Raw genomic sequence first — 15,405 nt, forward strand, 5'->3', positions numbered from 1 at the left:
CTCCCCCTCAAGGGGGGAGATAACGTGCTACCCCCGCGCCGCGCAGCTCTCCCGCTCGACCAGCACCGGCGCCAGCACCTCGCGCCTTGACGGCGCTTCCGGCTCGGCCAGCCTCTCGAGCAGCAGGCTCACCGCACGCGTACCGATCTTTTCGACCGGCTGCGCGATTGTCGTCAGCGGCGGCCAAGTGGTGACGGCATAGGGGATGTCGTCGAACCCGACCATCGAGATGTCGTCGGGAACCCGCAAGCCGCGCGAGCGCAGCGCCGTGACCGCGCCCATCGCCATCAGGTCGTTGCAGGCGAACACCGCCGTGATGCCCGGCGCCTGCGCCATCAGCTGCTCCATCGCCAGGCGCCCGCCGGCGAAATGATAGTCGGAATCGACGATCGACGAGGCCGGCAGCTCGAGGCCCGCCTCTTCGAGCGCGCGCGCGAAACCGCGCAGGCGGGCCGGGCTGGAACTGGAATCGCGCGGGCCGCCGATGACACCGAGCTTTTCATGCCCGAGTCCGGCCAGATGTTTGCCGGCGAGATAGCCGCCATGGTCATGGTCGACCAGCACCGAATCGACATTGACCGACTGGATCTCGCGGTCGAGCAGCACCGCCGGCATGCTGGGCAGCAGGCGGGCGAACACCCGCGCATGATCGGACGAGCCGGCGAAGATCAGCCCGTCGATCTGCTTGGCCATCAGCACCGAGAGGTAGCGCTCCTCCTTTGCGGCGTTGCCGTCGGAGTTGCACAGGATAACCGTGTAGCCGGAGAGGAAGCCGGCATCCTCGATCTGCCGAGCGACGCTGGCGAAGAACGGGTTGGAATTGTCGGGCAGCAGCAGGCCGATGGTCTTGGTCTCGCCGCGCCGCAGACTCCGCGCCACCGAGTTCGGGCTGTAGCGCAGCGCCGTGATCGCGGCGCGCACGCGCTCGGCCGTTTCCGGCTCGACATGGCGGGTATGGTTCATCACATGCGAGACCGTTGCGACGGACACCCCCGCGTGACGCGCAACATCGGCAATGGTCGTCATGGGCCCTGGTCCCGGTAGCTTCCGAGAGCGCTTTAGCGTGGAATCGCTAACCCGCTCCATCTTCCTGCGCAATTCCCGGACTGAAAACCGCTACGCACCCTACTGGAATCGATCAGGCGGATCTTCTGCACTTACTCGGTACGCGTCTAGGATGACGGCAGGCACGACGACAAGGTAATTGTCGTTGACGCCAAACCGCCACAGCCGATGCCCGAGCCTTCCGTTCACTCCGCAATCGGTTACGCAACCGATTACGCATAAGGAAGCCGCAGTTTTGGCGAGTGTCAATATCGGGAAGCAGCTGCCGAGGGCACCATTTGAAGTGCTGCCTGCGCCTGTGCCTGAGAGGCCGGCGCCGCCTCTCATTGTCCTGCCGGACATTTCTCCCCGTATAGTGACAGGGAGAAAGACGCTGCCGCGAACGGTTTCGCCAATCGCCAGCGCTGCAGAACAAGCACCCAGGCCGCGGCCAGCGCCTTCTCCCCGTCACTATACGGGGAGAAGTTCCCGGCAGGGGATGAGGGGTGGCGCTAACGCCGGCGGTTTGGCGCCCGCAGGCCTGTCATAGAGTCAAATGTTGATCATCATCGCCGGCATGATACCACCGCCCAACCGCCTTCACCGCCAGCCGAGTGCCGGCGCGACGTGCTTCAGGATCGACTCGATGACATGGGCGTTGTAATCCACTCCGAGCTGATTGGGCACGGTGAGCAGCAGCGTGTCGGCCTCGGCGATCGCCTCGTCCTCCTTGAGCTGTTCGACCAGCCTGTCCGGTTCGGCGGCATAGGAGCGGCCGAACACGGCGCGCTTCTCCGGCTCGATATAGCCAAAGTGGTCCTGGCCCTCGCTGCCGCCGAAATAGGCGCGGTCCATGTCGTTGACGAGCGCGAAGATGCTGCGGCTGACCGAGACGCGCGGCTCCCGCGTGTGGCCGGCTTCCTTCCAGGCGGCGCGATAGGCCCTTATCTGCTTGGCCTGCTGGACATGCAGCGGCTCGCCGCTCTCGTCGAATTTCAGCGTCGAGCTCTGCAGGTTCATGCCGAGCTTGGCTGCCCATACGGCGGTGGCGTCGGTGGCCGCGCCCCACCAGATGCGATCGCGCAGGCCAGCCGAGAAGGGTTCAAGCCTGAGCAGGCCGGGCGGGTTGGGGAACATCGGCCGCGGGTTGGGCTGGGCAAAACCTTCTCCGCGCAACAGGTCGAGGAAGATTTCGGCGTGGTTCCGCGCCATGTCGGCGTCGCTCTTGCCCTCTTGCGGCACGTAGCCGAAATAGCGCCAGCCATCGATCACCTGCTCGGGCGAGCCGCGGCTGATTCCGAGCTGCAAGCGCCCGCCGGCGATGAGGTCCGCGGCGCCCGCATCCTCGGCCATGTAAAGCGGATTCTCGTAGCGCATGTCGATGACGGCGGTGCCGAGCTCGATCCGCTTGGTCTTCGCGCCCGCCGCGGCCAGCAGCGGAAACGGCGAGGCGAGCTGCCGGGCAAAATGGTGGACGCGAAAATAGGCGCCATCGGCGCCGAGCTCCTCGGCCGCGACCGCGAGGTCGATCGACTGCAGCAGCGCGTCGGCGCCCGAGCGCGTGCCCGATTGCGGCGAGGGCGACCAATGCCCGAACGACAGAAATCCGATCTTCTTCATGTGCTCCGTTCCTGCTGGGGCGGCACATCGGCCGCTCAAATGCCTTGTTGCTCCCGCAGATAGCCAGGGCAGCGCCGCGATACAACGGACACCGAACGGATACAGACCGTCAATGAGTTCCTCGAAATGCTCCGCACCCCTCGCACCATGCGGAACCAGATAAGCTCATCTCCGCATTCTCGCCGCTGCCGGAGCGCTGTATCGTTCCCGCCGATCGTGATTCCTGGACGAAGCCTTTGATGCATGGCCTGACACCGATACTTTCCACCGTGACGGCCTCTTTCCTGGCGTCCTTCGTCGAGGTCGTCGAAGCCTTCACCATCGTGCTCGCCGTTGGGGTGACGCGCAGCTGGCGCCCAGCGCTCTCCGGCGCTGCCCTGGCGCTCGCCCTGCTTGCGGCGCTGGTGCTCATTTTCGGGCCGCTGCTGGCGCTCGTCCCCATCGACGTCCTGCAATTGACGGTCGGCGTGCTCCTGATCCTGTTCGGCATGCGCTGGCTGCGAAAGGCGATCCTGCGCAGCGTCGGCGTGATCGCGCTGCATGACGAGGAACAGGCCTTTTCCAAGGAGACGGAGGTGCTGCGCCGGCAGGCCGGCGACCGCCGGGCCGACTATCTGGCCGCCGTCGCGTCGTTCAAGGCGGTGCTGCTCGAGGGCGTCGAGGTGGTGTTCATCGTCATTGCCGTCGGCGCCGCACATGGCCAGACGCTTTATGCCGGCCTTGGCGCGCTGGCGGCCTTCGTGCTGGTGATGCTGATCGGCCTTGCCGTGCACCGGCCCCTGGCGCGCGTGCCGGAAAATTCGCTGAAATTCGTCGTCGGGCTGATGCTGACCAGCTTCGGCGTGTTCTGGACCGGCGAAGGCCTTGGCGCGGACTGGCCGGGCGCCGACCTCGCTCTGCTCGCCATCTTTACCGTCATCGCCGCCGCATCCTTCGCCATCATGCGCTGGCTGCGCGGCGCCTATCCGGCGCCCGCCAAGGGAGTCGCCCGATGATCCGTCTTGTCTTCAAGGAAGTCGTCGGCATGTTCGTCGACGACGGCAATCTGGCTCTGCTGGCGCTGATCCTGATCGCGCTCGTCACCGCCGCGGTGAAAGTCCTGGGGCTGCCGCCGCTCATCGGCGGCTTCCTGCTTCTCGCCGGCTGCCTGGCGATTCTCCTGGAGAGCACGCGCCGCGCCGCGCGCGACAAGGCGCGCTGAGGGGCGTTTGTAGTCTGGCAAATCAGCGCAAACGGTGGGGATTGGCGCAAGCCTCCCAACCTCGTCATCCACGGGCGGAGCGACGCGAAGCGGAGCGCAGACCCGAGGATCCATTCCGTGACCTTTGCCGGGGAACGAAGCGGCGCAGAATTCTGCAGCGTGGCAACGCCTCGACGTCACGGCATGGATCGCGATGGGCGCTTCGGCCAATCTCCAACCTATGTCGCCTGCCAAGCAAACATAGCCGCCGGTCGTTCCGTCCCGGGAACTAATAAACAGTGAAAAGCGTCGGCAGGTGACCGCTGAGGCGGACAAACTCGACCGCCTCGATCACCGGAAACAGAGCCATGAAATAGAGCCCGTCGCGGAACGTGTTCCTCAGCGCGCCCGTCGAAAACAGCCACTGCGCCTCGTCGCGATAAAGCATCGGATTCGGCCAGAAGGACGGCGTGCGTTCGGCATAGGCCGCGTAAGCCGCGCCGAACTTGCCGGCGAGATACGCGGCCTCCTTGCGCGCGGTGAACCGGAAGATGAGCAAGCTTGCCAGGCCGAGCATCGCGGCCGCCAGCACCGAGCCGAACATCAGTCCGATACCGACCGCGCCGACGGTCGAGAAGAAATAGAGCGGGTTCCGGGTCATCGAGAACGGGCCGGACACGATCAGCTCGTCATTCTTCCTGCCGCCGACGAAAAGGATGCTCCATAGACGGCCAAGGAAGCAGGCCAGCACCATCGCGAAGCCGATCGTCTCCAGCGCTTCATGTCCGTTCGATCCTTCGGCCAGCGCCGGTCTGCTGAAAAGAAGCAGGATGACGGCAAGCACGGCTGCCACCTGTACGAAGATCAGGCGCTTGTGCTGGTCGAACGCTTTCGGCGCCGCTTTGAGGGAGGCCATTCTTTCTCACCGCTGCGGCGCCGAGACGGACGCCGGGCTTTCTCTAACCCTTCCCCCTGGCGATGATGAGACCCGGCGAATGTTTTTGGCCGACCTTACGAATTTGTAAGGATGCGGACAGGCCGCGGTGAATTTACCCGCCTAGCCTGACGGCCCCGAGTTGTCGGCTTGGATTGTCGGCTTGAACAGAGCACCGACGACCGGCCCTTACAGGATGACGCCATCGCCATGACCATGACAGCCAACGAATACGGGTCCGAACTGAACAGGGCCCCGGACGTCACCCTCGATTTCTGGCTGATCAAGATCATGGCGGTGACCATGGGCGAGACGGCGGCGGACTATCTCGCCGTCAATCTCGGTCTCGGCCTTACCGTCACATCGCTGATCATGAGCGGCATTCTCATTGTCGCGCTTGTCCTGCAATTCGCGCAGAAGCGTTACGTGCCCTGGGCCTACTGGCTGGCGGTCGTCCTGACCAGCGTCGTCGGCACCCTGGTCACCGACAACCTCGTCGACAATTTCGGCGTGCGGCTGGAGACGACGACCATCATCTTCTCGGTCGCCCTCGCCCTGACCTTCATCGCCTGGTACGCCAGTGAGAAGACCCTGTCGATCCACACCGTCTTCACCACCCGGCGCGAGATCTTCTACTGGCTGGCGATCCTGTTCACCTTCTCGCTGGGCACCGCCGCCGGCGATCTGGTCGCCGAGCGCTTCGACCTTGGCTATCTCGCCACTGGCCTTATCTTTGGCGGCGTCATCGCGGCGATCGCCTTTGGCTATTTCGTCCTCGGCCTGAATGCCATCCTCGCCTTCTGGCTCGCCTATATCCTGACCCGACCGTTCGGCGCCTCCTTCGGCGACCTGCTGGCGCGGCCGGTCGAATATGGCGGCATGGGCTTCGGCACCACTTTCACCAGCCTGACCTTCCTCGGCTCTATCGTGGTCATCGTTCTTTATATGACGCTGAAGAGCCTGATCGACGAGGACGAGCAGGCCCTGCTCGACTGAGCGCGATCCCTGAACCAGCCGTCTCGCAAAAATGTGTAGCGGTCTTCGGTCCCCGAATGCGTAAAGCAGATGGTTGGTGCAATCCGTCCGGAATTGCGCCGAGACGACGAGATGGGGCATGATGCCGCCCGAGAGCCGCTTCACGCGTTTCGGCATCCTATCCTGGAGAACCAGCCAGGAAAGAGCCGGCCGGCGCCGCCATGCCGGCGAGGTTGCGGCAAGGACAGCACGGGGCGATGCGACTTCTGCTTGTTGAGGACGATCCGAGAACCGCCGACTATATCGTCCGCGGGCTGACCGAGGCCGGCCATGTCTGCGATCTTTTGCGCGACGGCCATGACGGCCTCTTCGCCGCGACCCGCAACGCCTATGACGTGATCGTCGCCGACCGCATGGTTCCCGGCCTCGACGGCCTGTCGATGATCAAGGCCGTGCGCGCCGCCGGCATCCATACGCCGGCTATCTTCCTCACCTCGATCGGCGGCGTCGACGACCGCGTCGAGGGCCTGGAGGCGGGCGGCGACGACTATCTGGTCAAGCCCTTCGCCTTTTCGGAGCTGCTTGCCCGCATTCATGCGCTTGGCCGCCGGCCGGCGGCGCAGGAGCAGAAGACGGCGCTGCGAGTCGCCGACCTCGAAATGGACCTGATCCAGCGCCGCGTGACCAGACAGGGTCAGCCGATCGACCTGCAGCCGCGCGAGTTCAGCCTGCTTGAGGTGCTGATGCGCGGCGAGGGGCGCGTCATCACCCGCACCATGCTGCTGGAGCGCGTCTGGGATTTTCACTTCGATCCCAAGACCAGCGTCGTCGAGACGCATATCAGCCGGCTGAGGGCCAAGGTCGACAGGCCCTTCGACGTGCCGCTGATCCATACGGTGCGCAACACCGGCTACAGCCTGCATGTTCCGGCCTGATCCCGCATCCGCGATTGCCGGGCGACCAAGCGCCTTCGCGCGCGCATGAGCGATAGGCGCTCCAGCCTGCTGCGCAGCACGCCGTTCAGGCTGGCGCTGACCTTCGCTTTCCTGTTCCTGCTTGCCTTCATCCTGTCCGGCGCGGTCGTCTATCAACTGATGAGTGCCTCGCTCGCCAGGCAGCTCGATCAGTCGATCAAGGAGACCTACTCGCTGATCGCCGCGACCCATGCCGAGAGCGACGAGGAGGATCTCGTCTCCACCGTCAGGGACCATGCCCAGTTCAGCCAGGACAAGGACCAGATCTTTTCCCTCACCGATAAGGCCGGCAACCGCCTCGCCGGCGATTTCACCGCCTCCGGCCTGCCGGATGGGTTTTCCATGTTCGCAGCCGACTTGCCGGGCGTGCCGCCAGGTACCGAATACCGCGCCTATTCGGGCACGGTCGGCGACAACAATTTGACCGTCGCCTTCTCGCTTTCGGAAACCGAGGATCTCGAAAGGATCGTGCTGATGAGCTTCGGCTGGGCTACGCTCGTCATCACCGTTCTGGCGATCGGCGGCGGCGCCGTGCTCGCCTCGCGTGTCCAGCGGCGCCTCGATGGCATCGCCAGCACCATGGTCGACGTCTCGCATGGGCGGCTCGACGCGCGCATTCCGCTGATCGGCAGCGGCGACGACATCGACGCCGTCTCTGCTCAGGTGAATGCCGCGCTAGAGCGCCTGTCGGCGCTGGTCGACGGCATGCGCGAGGTGAGCGCCAACATCGCCCATGACCTCAAGACGCCGCTCAACCGGCTGCAGATGATCCTGGAGCAGGCCGCCGACAAGACGGCATCGGGCGAGGATGTCTCGGCCGAGCTGACCGACGCCCGCGCCGAGAGCCAGCAGATCAACAGCACATTCGACGCGCTGCTGCGCATCGCCCAGATCGAGGCCGGCGCCCGCAAGGCGCGTTTCGTCGATCTCGATGTCGGGCCGATCGTCGAGACCATCGGCGAGGTTTATGCCGATGTCGCGGACGACGACGGCAAGTCGCTGTCGACGACCATCCTTCCGGATACGAAATGGTACGTTCACGGCGACCGGGACCTGCTGATGCAGATGCTCGCCAATCTTGTCGAGAACGCGCTCCGGCATTGCCCGCCGGGCACGGCGATCGGGCTTTCGGTGACCAGGGATGGCAGTCACGTGCTCATCCATGTCCGCGACAATGGCCCGGGCATTCCCGCCGAGGAGCGTGAAAAGGTGTTCCGGCGGCTCTACCGCCTGGATGCGAGCCGCACGACGCCGGGCAGCGGCCTGGGTCTCAGCCTTGCCAAGGCTGTGGCCGACTTGCATGGCGCCGCGATAACGCTGGAGGATTGCAAACCGGGTCTCGGCGTCACGGTCAGCTTCCCGGCGGTGAAAGCCGCCTGATCCGGATCCGCTTTGGCGGTCACCGCGCGGCGCCCGCCCGGCGGAAATCGGACGGCGACATGCCGGCAAGCTTGCGGAACGATTTGTTGAAGGCGCTGAGCGAGCCGAAGCCGGAGTCCATCGCGACCTTCAGCACATTGGCGTCCTCATGCATCAGAAGTGCCTGCGCATAGCTCAGCCGCAAGAGACTGACATATTCGTTGAGCGTCATGCCGGTCGATTTCTTGAACAGGCTCATGGCGTATTTGGGATGGATATCGGCGGCGCAAGCGATGTTCACGCAGTCGATATCGTAGAGAAAATTCTCGGCGATGAAATCGCACATGCGCCCGACATTGCGTGAGGACTGCTGGTCGAAGGGGCTGCCCGCGCCATGCCCGGCGGCGGTTCCGGGCACCAGCCGGTAGGGCTCGAAACGCACCCGCTCTAGCCGAAGCAGCAGCTCGTTGACGGCATGCTCTGTCCTGGCCGGATCGCCCGAGCGCGCATAATCGTTCCAGCGCTTGAAATTGTCATTGTCGGATTGATCGGTGGCATTCGTCACCAGCGTCGCGCCGGTCATCAGCCGGTGGCGGACATCGGCCGGCAGATGCAGCCTGAAGAAATGCACCAGCGGCAGATGCGCGCCGGCATAGACAGCGTCGTCGGTCAGATCGTCCATCTGGTGCGGCAGGCCGCCCCAGAACAGGCACATCTCGCCGGCCGACAGCGCGATCTCATGCTCGGCCATGCGGTAGTGCACGCTGCCCTGCACGATGAAGTTCACCTCGACCTGGGCGTGCCAATGCGGCTTCAGCATCACCAGCGGATGATTGTGGAACATCTGCAAGGCCAGCGGCAGGCCTTCGACGCTGCTCGCGCCAGGCTGGTAGAACGGACGCTCTGGCATCTTACTTTCCGCCAACTTCTTATTCCCTCTGTCGGGGACAAGCCTTCCGCGCCGCATAGTCTAGCCACGCTCACAGCGAGAGAGCAAATGAAATGGGAGGATTTCAATGCGCACGACACTGACCTGCGCCGCGCTGTTGCTTGCCCTGGGTTCAGGCCCGGCGCTGGCGCAGTCCGGCGAGATCACCATCTGGAGCTGGAACATCGCCGCTTCGTCGCTGAAGTCGACGGTCGAGGGCTTCAACAAGAAATATCCCGACATCAAGGTCACGGTTCAGGACCTCGGCAACCAGCCGACCTATGACAAGTCGATCGCCGGCTGCGCCGCCGGCGGCGTCGGACTGCCCGACATCGTCACGATCGAGAACGGCGAGGCCGAGAACTACTGGAGCCAGTTCCCGGACTGCTTCGTCGACCTGCACACGCTGGGCTACACCGCCGAAGACCAGAAGAAATTCCCCGATTTCAAGCGCACCGAGCTCGAGGTCGGCGACAAGGCCTATGCCATGCCATGGGATTCCGGCCCGGTCGCCGTCTTCTACCGCCGCGACTTCTACGAGAAGGCAGGCGTCGATCCGGCCTCGATCAAGACCTGGGACGATTTCATCGCCGCCGGCAAGAAGATCCAGGCCGCCAATCCCGGCGTGTCGATGACCAATGCCGATTTCAACGGCGACACCGAATTTTTCCGCATGATCTCCAACGAGCAGGGCTGCGCCTATTTCGCCGAGGACGGCCAGTCGATCACCGTGGCCGAGCCGAAATGCGTCGACGCCATGACCAAGGTCAAGGAGATGAAGGACGCCGGCATCGTGTCGTCGGCCGACTGGTCGACCAAGATCACCAATAACACCGCCGGCACCGTCGCCACCCAGGTCTATGGCGGCTGGTATGAAGGCACGATCCGCACCGAATCGCCGAAGGAAAGCGGCAAATGGGGCGTCTATCTGATGCCGAGCCTGACCGCCGACGGCCCGCGCGCCGCCAATCTCGGCGGCTCGTCGCTGGCCATCACATCGGCCTCGAAGAACAAGGAAGCGGCCTACGCCTATCTGAAATACACGCTGGGGACCAACGACGGCCAGATCACCATGCTGAAGGATTTCGGCCTGGTGCCGTCGCTGGTCTCTGCCCTCGACGATCCCTACGCCGCGCAGGGCCAGGAATATTGGGGCGGCCAGCCGGTCTGGAAGGATATCCTCTCCACGCTGCCCAAGGTGGTGCCGAGCCGCGGCACCCAGTTCCAGAGCGACGCCGAGATAATCGTCCGCGCCGTGCAGACCAAATATCTGGCCAACGGCTATCCCGACGCCAAGGCCGCGCTCGACGACGCCGCCAAGCAGATCGCCGCGGCGACGGGCCTGCCGGTGAAGTAAGCGCGCCTTGCCTTCCACCCTTGTGGGGGAAGGTGGCTTGGCGCGCAGCGCCAAGACGGATGAGGGGTGCTCCAGGGAATGCCAACGTCTCGCTCCGCTGGAACACCCTTCATCCGGCCGCTGCGCGGCCACCTTCTCCCACAAGGGGAGAAGGAAAACACAAAGAAAGGAGGAAGCCGATGCGCACTCAGAACGCCACCGCGTACCGCTTCCTCACGCCTTACCTCTTGATCTTCGCCGTCTTCTGGATCTGGCCGATCATCTCGTCCTTCCTGATCTCCTTCCAGGCGACGCGGACCGTGCCGTGGCGTTTCGCGCCGGCCTTCAACTGGGGCCGCCTGATCGGCGACCCCGCCTTCTACAATGCGCTGAAGAACACACTGCTGATCCTGGTCATCCAGGTGCCGGTGATGATTGCGCTGGCGATCGTCATGGCGGTGCTTCTGAATTCGCCGCTCTTGAAGGCGCGAGGCCTCTATCGCTTCGCCTTCTTCGCCCCGGTCGTGGTCGGCGAGGTCGCCTATTCGGCCGCCTTTCGCCTGATGTTCAGCCTCGATTTCGGCATCGTCAACAAGCTGCTCAACAGCGTCGGCCTGCCCAAGGTCGATTGGTTCTCCAACGTCACGCCGGCCATGGCGTTGATCATGATCGCCGTGACCTGGCGCTGGGCCGGCTACAACGCCATCATCATCCTCGCCGGCCTGCAGTCCATTCCGGAGGACGTCTACGAGGCGGCGACGCTCGACCGCGTCAGCAAGGTGAAGCAGTTCTTCCACATAACCTTGCCGCTGTTGAAGCCCGTCATCGTCTTTTGCGCCGTGCTGTCGATCATCGGCACCATGCAGCTCTTCACCGAGCCGTTTCTGATCACCGAACGCGGCGGCCCCGGCGGTGGGACCGAGACGCTCGGCCTGCTGCTCTACCGCCAGGGCTTTCGCTCGCTCAATTTCGGCTACGCCTCGGCCGTCGCCTACACCATGGCGGGCCTCGCCATCGCCATCACTTTGGTGCAGCTCTGGCTGATGAGGGAGCCGAAATGACCTCTCGCTCGCAGGCAAGGCTCGGCCGCAGCATCCTGCTGCATCTCTTCCTGACGCCGCTGGCGCTGATCTGGCTGTTCCCGCTGTGGATGATGGTGGTGTTCTCCACCATGCCCGACAACGGCATCTTCAGCCCCGGCATCGAGCTTCTGCCGCATGACGGCTTCATCGACAATTTCAACAATCTGCAGCGCGACACCAATTTCGTCGGCGCCATCGGCATCTCGGTCTCGGTGGCTGTGACCTACACCGTGCTTTCGGTGCTGCTCACCTCGATGGCCGGCTGGGCGCTGGCGCGGTACGAGTTCCACGGCAAGGGCGCGGTGGTGGCGATCATCTTCGGAACCATCACGCTTCCCTACGCGGTGGTGCTCATCCCGCAATTCATCATGGTGGCGCGCGACTTCGCTTTGGCCAACACCTGGATCGCGCTGATCGTGCCGCCGCTGTTCAATTCACTCGGCGTGCTCTTCATGCGCCAGGCTTTCTCGATGATGCCCGCCGAACTGTTCGACGCCGCGCGGGTGGAAGGCGTCAAGGAATGGCGCATCTTCCTGTTCGTGGCGCTGCCTTTGGCCCGCCCGATGCTGGCGGCGCTTGCGATCATCCTCTTCCTCGCCTCGTGGAACAATTATCTCTGGCCGCTGCTGATCAACAGCCAGCCCGGCGCGATGACGGCGCCGGTGGCGCTCGGCACGCTGATCGGCCTGACCAAGGTTTCCTGGGGCGGCATCATGGCCGGCGCCGTGATGCTGACGGTTCCGATGCTCATCGTCTTCGTGCTGTTGCAGCGTCATTTCATCGCCGGCATCGCCGCCGGCGCGGTCAAATAGGAAAGAAGCGCGATGGCCGCCGTCACCCTTACCAATGTCATAAAACGCTTCGGCTCCTTCGAGGTCGTCCACGGCGCCAACATCGATATCGCCGACGGGGAGTTCGTCGTCTTCGTCGGCCCGTCCGGCTGCGGCAAGTCCACTTTGCTCCGAATGATCGCCGGGCTGGAGGATATCAGCGGCGGCGACATCGCCATCGGCGGCAAGGTGATGAACGATGTCGAGGCGGCCGACCGCGGCATCGCCATGGTGTTCCAATCCTACGCGCTCTACCCGCATATGACGGTCGAGCAGAACCTCTCCTTCGGTCTCCGCATGAACGGCAACCCGAAGGCCGACACCGATCGCCGCGTGAAACGCGCCGCCGAGATCCTGCGCATCGACGAATTGATGCAGCGCCGGCCGAAGCAGCTCTCCGGCGGCCAGCGCCAGCGCGTCGCCATCGGCCGCGCCATCGTGCGCGAGCCGCAGGTTTTTCTCTTCGACGAGCCGCTGTCCAATCTCGACGCCGAGCTCAGGGTGCAGATGCGGGTCGAGATCTCGCGCCTGCACAAGGAGCTCGGCGTCACCATGATCTATGTGACGCACGACCAGACCGAGGCGATGACGCTGGCCGATCGCATCGTCGTGCTGAAGGCCGGCGATGTCGAGCAGATCGGCGCGCCGCTCGACCTCTATGACGATCCAGCCAACCGATTCGTAGCCGGCTTCATCGGCTCGCCGAAGATGAATTTCCTCAGCGCCAAAGTCGTCGATACGTCGAACAGCGCCGCGATCATCGAGTTGGTCAATCATGGCGGCGCACGATTGCGCAAGCCGCTCCGCGAGGCTTTTCCCGCCATCGGCGCCGAAATTGTGCTCGGCGTCAGGCCGGAGCATTTCTTCGAGGCCGGCGAGGGCGATTGCGACATTCCGGTCAAGGCCGACGTCGCCGAGCATCTTGGTTCCGTGAGCTATGTCTACGCCAACGCGGGGCCCGAGGAGCTGATCGTCAAGCGCGAGGCCTCGCGCCAGCGCGCCGGCGGCGATCATTTCACCGTTTCGATCAAGGCCGAGCGTTCGCTGCTTTTCGACAAATCAGGCGCGAGGATTCGCTGACTTTCTTTTCCGCCCGATCCCCAAGGCGTGGCGGCGACCCATGGAGAATTCGACATGACATCTGGAAAAATCCGCTGGGGCATCCTCGGGCCCGGCAGCATCGCCAAGTCTTTTGCCGGCGGCGTGAAAGGATCGCGCACCGGCACGCTTGAGGCGCTCGGCGCCCGCAACCCTGCCAAGCCAGGCCTGGCGCAAGTCTTTCCGGGCGCGCGCATCCTCGACGGCTATGACGCGCTGCTCGCAGACAGCCAGGTCGACGCCGTCTACATTTCGATTCCGCATCCCGGCCACGCCGAATGGGCGATCAAGGCGGCCGAGGCCGGCAAGCATGTGTTGTGCGAGAAGCCGCTGGCGCTCACCGCTTTCGAAGCCGACGCCATGATGCACGCCGCGCGCAAGGCCGGCACCTTCCTGGGCGAAGCCTTCATGTACCGGCTGCACCCGCAGACACGCCAGCTGGTCGAGCTGATCAAGTCGGGCGCCATCGGCGAAGTGCGCATGATCAAGTCGAGTTTTGGTTTCGCCATGCCGGGCTTCATGCCCGAGCACCGGCTCTATGCCAACGACCTCGCCGGCGGCGGCATCCTCGATGTCGGCGGCTATCCTGTCTCGATGGCGCGGCTGATCGCCGGCGCCGCCACGGGCCAGCCCTTTGCCGAACCCGACAAGGTCCTGGGCGCGGCCCATCTCGGCCAATCCGGCGTCGATGAATGGGCTTCCGCCTTGCTGCACTTTGCCGGCGGCATCGTCGCCGAAATCTCCTGCAGCATCTCGCTCGACCAGGACAATGTGCTGCGCATTTTCGGCACCAAGGGCCGGATCGAGGTGCCCGATTTCTGGTTCGCCGGCGGCGACCGCGATGTCGGGCCGGGCCGGATCGAGGTGATCCGGTCCGGGGCAGCTCGCGAGGTGATCAGCCTTGACGAGACACGTCACCTCTACTCCTTCGAGGTCGATGCCGCGGGCGAAGCAATCCAGGCAGGCAGGCAGGAATTCGCCTGGCCGGGCATGTCCTGGGCCGACAGCCTCGGCACGCTGCGCGTCCTCGACAAGTGGCGCGCCGCCGTCGGTCTCGAATACGAGATCGAAAAGCCGGCTAAGCGCCTCAACACCATATCCGGCCGGCCGCTGCGTACCGACGGCACGGCCATCGGCAAGCGCGTCCTCCCCAGCCTGCCGAAACCCGTCTCGCTTCTGGCGCTCGGCTTCGAGGATTTCCGCAGCTTCTCCTCCGGCTCGATCCTGCTCGACGCCTATTTCGAGGCCGGCGGCAATCTGTTCGACACCGGCTTTGTCTATGGCGGCGGCTACACCGAGACGCTGCTCGGGCAGTGGCTTAAGAATCGCGGCGTGCGCGAAAAATCGGTCATCATAGCCAAGGGTGCGCATTCGCCGCTCTGCTATCCCGATGTGATCGGCAAGCAACTCGCCCAGTCGCTCGACCGGCTGCAGACCGATCATATCGACATCTATTTCATGCATCGCGACAATCCGGACGTGCCGGTCGGCGAATTCGTCGACGCGATGGACGCGGAGGCCAGGGCCGGCCGCATCCGCGGCCTGTTCGGCGGCTCCAACTGGACGATGGAGCGCATGGACGAAGCGATTGCCTATGCCGAGAAGAACGGCAGGCAGAAGCCCGGCGCGCTCTCCAACAATTTCTCGCTGGCCGAAATGCTGGAGCCGATCTGGGCCGGCTGCGTCACCTCCTCGACCGATGCGTGGAAGGCCTGGCTGACGGCGCGGCAGATGCCGAACTTCGCCTGGTCGAGCCAGGGCCGCGGCTTCTTCACCGACCGCGCCGGCCGCGACCGGACTGACAATGAGGAGCTGGTGCGGGTCTGGTACTCGGAAAGGAATTTCGCCCGCCGCGACCGGGCGATCGAGCTGGCCCGAAAACTCGGCAAAAGCCCGATCCATGTCGCGCTGGCCTACGTGCTGGCGCAGCCCTTCCCGTCGGTCCCGCTGATCGGCCCGCGCACGCTGGACGAGCTGGAGGACAGCCTCAGGGCGCTCGATATCAAGCTGACGCCGGAGGATGTGGCGTGGCTGGACGAGGGGGC

Annotated in this window: 14 protein-coding genes; 10 read left to right on the forward strand and 4 right to left on the reverse strand. The window is 64.4% G+C overall.

All coding sequences use genetic code 11. The annotated features are described in order from the left end of the window. Positions 1–27: 27 nt before the first annotated feature. Positions 28–1,026: a substrate-binding domain-containing protein gene (locus EOA28_RS07530; protein ID WP_189341969.1), complete on the reverse strand. Its 999-nt coding sequence runs from the start codon at positions 1,024–1,026 to the stop codon at positions 28–30. Between the two features lie 618 nt (positions 1,027–1,644). Next, the gene (locus EOA28_RS07540; protein ID WP_127250445.1) at positions 1,645–2,664 is read right to left on the reverse strand and encodes an LLM class flavin-dependent oxidoreductase; all 1,020 of its coding nucleotides are present in this window, start codon (positions 2,662–2,664) and stop codon (positions 1,645–1,647) included. A gap of 239 nt (positions 2,665–2,903) precedes the next feature. On the opposite strand from EOA28_RS07540, the gene EOA28_RS07545 reads away from it, so the two are divergent. After that, entirely contained in the window at positions 2,904–3,659 is a 756-nt protein-coding gene (locus tag EOA28_RS07545) for a COG4280 domain-containing protein (protein WP_127252921.1), read from the forward strand. Then, positions 3,656–3,865 carry a hypothetical protein gene (locus EOA28_RS07550; RefSeq protein ID WP_127252920.1) on the forward strand — a complete coding sequence of 70 codons (210 nt, stop codon included), beginning with the start codon at positions 3,656–3,658 and terminating at the stop codon, positions 3,863–3,865. The genes EOA28_RS07545 and EOA28_RS07550 overlap by 4 nt, the downstream gene beginning before the upstream one ends. A 268-nt stretch (positions 3,866–4,133) precedes the next feature. Here the strand turns inward: EOA28_RS07550 and EOA28_RS07555 are convergent, their stop codons facing one another. After that, positions 4,134–4,760: an isoprenylcysteine carboxylmethyltransferase family protein gene (locus EOA28_RS07555; protein WP_127252919.1), complete on the reverse strand. Its 627-nt coding sequence runs from the start codon at positions 4,758–4,760 to the stop codon at positions 4,134–4,136. A 228-nt stretch (positions 4,761–4,988) separates the two neighbouring features. Here EOA28_RS07555 and EOA28_RS07560 point away from each other — a divergent pair, with 228 nt between their 5' ends. From EOA28_RS07560 to EOA28_RS07570, 3 genes are all read left to right on the forward strand, one after another. Continuing rightward, positions 4,989–5,774, forward strand: a complete 786-nt coding sequence (locus EOA28_RS07560) for a hypothetical protein (RefSeq protein WP_127252918.1) — start codon at positions 4,989–4,991, stop codon at positions 5,772–5,774. A gap of 236 nt (positions 5,775–6,010) precedes the next feature. After that, positions 6,011–6,688, forward strand: a complete 678-nt coding sequence (locus tag EOA28_RS07565) for a winged helix-turn-helix domain-containing protein (RefSeq protein ID WP_126063578.1) — start codon at positions 6,011–6,013, stop codon at positions 6,686–6,688. A gap of 45 nt (positions 6,689–6,733) precedes the next feature. Beyond that, positions 6,734–8,107, forward strand: a complete 1,374-nt coding sequence (locus EOA28_RS07570; RefSeq protein ID WP_127252917.1) for a HAMP domain-containing sensor histidine kinase — start codon at positions 6,734–6,736, stop codon at positions 8,105–8,107. Between the two features lie 19 nt (positions 8,108–8,126). On the opposite strand, the gene EOA28_RS07575 is transcribed toward EOA28_RS07570, so the two are convergent. Continuing rightward, a complete protein-coding gene (locus EOA28_RS07575) occupies positions 8,127–8,996 on the reverse strand; it encodes a helix-turn-helix domain-containing protein (RefSeq protein ID WP_127252916.1) in 870 nt (289 codons plus the stop codon). Positions 8,997–9,102: 106 nt separating this feature from the next. Between EOA28_RS07575 and EOA28_RS07580 the strand changes: the two genes are divergently transcribed. The 5 genes from EOA28_RS07580 to EOA28_RS07600 form a co-directional block, all read left to right on the forward strand. Next, complete coding sequence (locus EOA28_RS07580) at positions 9,103–10,371, forward strand: ABC transporter substrate-binding protein (RefSeq protein WP_127252915.1); 1,269 nt, start codon at positions 9,103–9,105, stop codon at positions 10,369–10,371. A 179-nt stretch (positions 10,372–10,550) separates the two neighbouring features. Then, positions 10,551–11,411 (forward strand): sugar ABC transporter permease, encoded by an 861-nt coding sequence (locus EOA28_RS07585; RefSeq protein ID WP_127252914.1) that lies wholly within the window; start codon positions 10,551–10,553, stop codon positions 11,409–11,411. After that, the gene (locus EOA28_RS07590; protein ID WP_127252913.1) at positions 11,408–12,244 is read left to right on the forward strand and encodes a carbohydrate ABC transporter permease; all 837 of its coding nucleotides are present in this window, start codon (positions 11,408–11,410) and stop codon (positions 12,242–12,244) included. The genes EOA28_RS07585 and EOA28_RS07590 overlap by 4 nt, the downstream gene beginning before the upstream one ends. A gap of 12 nt (positions 12,245–12,256) precedes the next feature. After that, complete coding sequence (gene ugpC / locus EOA28_RS07595; RefSeq protein WP_127252912.1) at positions 12,257–13,342, forward strand: sn-glycerol-3-phosphate ABC transporter ATP-binding protein UgpC; 1,086 nt, start codon at positions 12,257–12,259, stop codon at positions 13,340–13,342. Between the two features lie 54 nt (positions 13,343–13,396). Continuing rightward, on the forward strand, positions 13,397–15,405 hold a 2,009-nt coding region (locus EOA28_RS07600; RefSeq protein ID WP_128314775.1), incomplete at its 3' end, for an aldo/keto reductase.

The sequence above is a fragment of the Mesorhizobium sp. M2A.F.Ca.ET.067.02.1.1 genome (genome assembly GCF_004023285.1).
In the GTDB taxonomy this organism is placed as follows: Bacteria; Pseudomonadota; Alphaproteobacteria; order Rhizobiales; family Rhizobiaceae; genus Mesorhizobium.

What these genes read in the sequence shown, in the direction of transcription:
- EOA28_RS07530 (WP_189341969.1), bottom strand. Translation starts at nt 1,026, where the DNA reads ATGACGACCATTGCCGATGTTGCGCGTCACGCGGGGGTGTCCGTCGCA.
- EOA28_RS07540 (WP_127250445.1), bottom strand. Translation starts at nt 2,664, where the DNA reads ATGAAGAAGATCGGATTTCTGTCGTTCGGGCATTGGTCGCCCTCGCCG.
- EOA28_RS07545 (WP_127252921.1), top strand. Translation starts at nt 2,904, where the DNA reads ATGCATGGCCTGACACCGATACTTTCCACCGTGACGGCCTCTTTCCTG.
- EOA28_RS07550 (WP_127252920.1), top strand. Translation starts at nt 3,656, where the DNA reads ATGATCCGTCTTGTCTTCAAGGAAGTCGTCGGCATGTTCGTCGACGAC.
- EOA28_RS07555 (WP_127252919.1), bottom strand. Translation starts at nt 4,760, where the DNA reads ATGGCCTCCCTCAAAGCGGCGCCGAAAGCGTTCGACCAGCACAAGCGC.
- EOA28_RS07560 (WP_127252918.1), top strand. Translation starts at nt 4,989, where the DNA reads ATGACCATGACAGCCAACGAATACGGGTCCGAACTGAACAGGGCCCCG.
- EOA28_RS07565 (WP_126063578.1), top strand. Translation starts at nt 6,011, where the DNA reads ATGCGACTTCTGCTTGTTGAGGACGATCCGAGAACCGCCGACTATATC.
- EOA28_RS07570 (WP_127252917.1), top strand. Translation starts at nt 6,734, where the DNA reads ATGAGCGATAGGCGCTCCAGCCTGCTGCGCAGCACGCCGTTCAGGCTG.
- EOA28_RS07575 (WP_127252916.1), bottom strand. Translation starts at nt 8,996, where the DNA reads ATGCCAGAGCGTCCGTTCTACCAGCCTGGCGCGAGCAGCGTCGAAGGC.
- EOA28_RS07580 (WP_127252915.1), top strand. Translation starts at nt 9,103, where the DNA reads ATGCGCACGACACTGACCTGCGCCGCGCTGTTGCTTGCCCTGGGTTCA.
- EOA28_RS07585 (WP_127252914.1), top strand. Translation starts at nt 10,551, where the DNA reads ATGCGCACTCAGAACGCCACCGCGTACCGCTTCCTCACGCCTTACCTC.
- EOA28_RS07590 (WP_127252913.1), top strand. Translation starts at nt 11,408, where the DNA reads ATGACCTCTCGCTCGCAGGCAAGGCTCGGCCGCAGCATCCTGCTGCAT.
- ugpC (WP_127252912.1), top strand. Translation starts at nt 12,257, where the DNA reads ATGGCCGCCGTCACCCTTACCAATGTCATAAAACGCTTCGGCTCCTTC.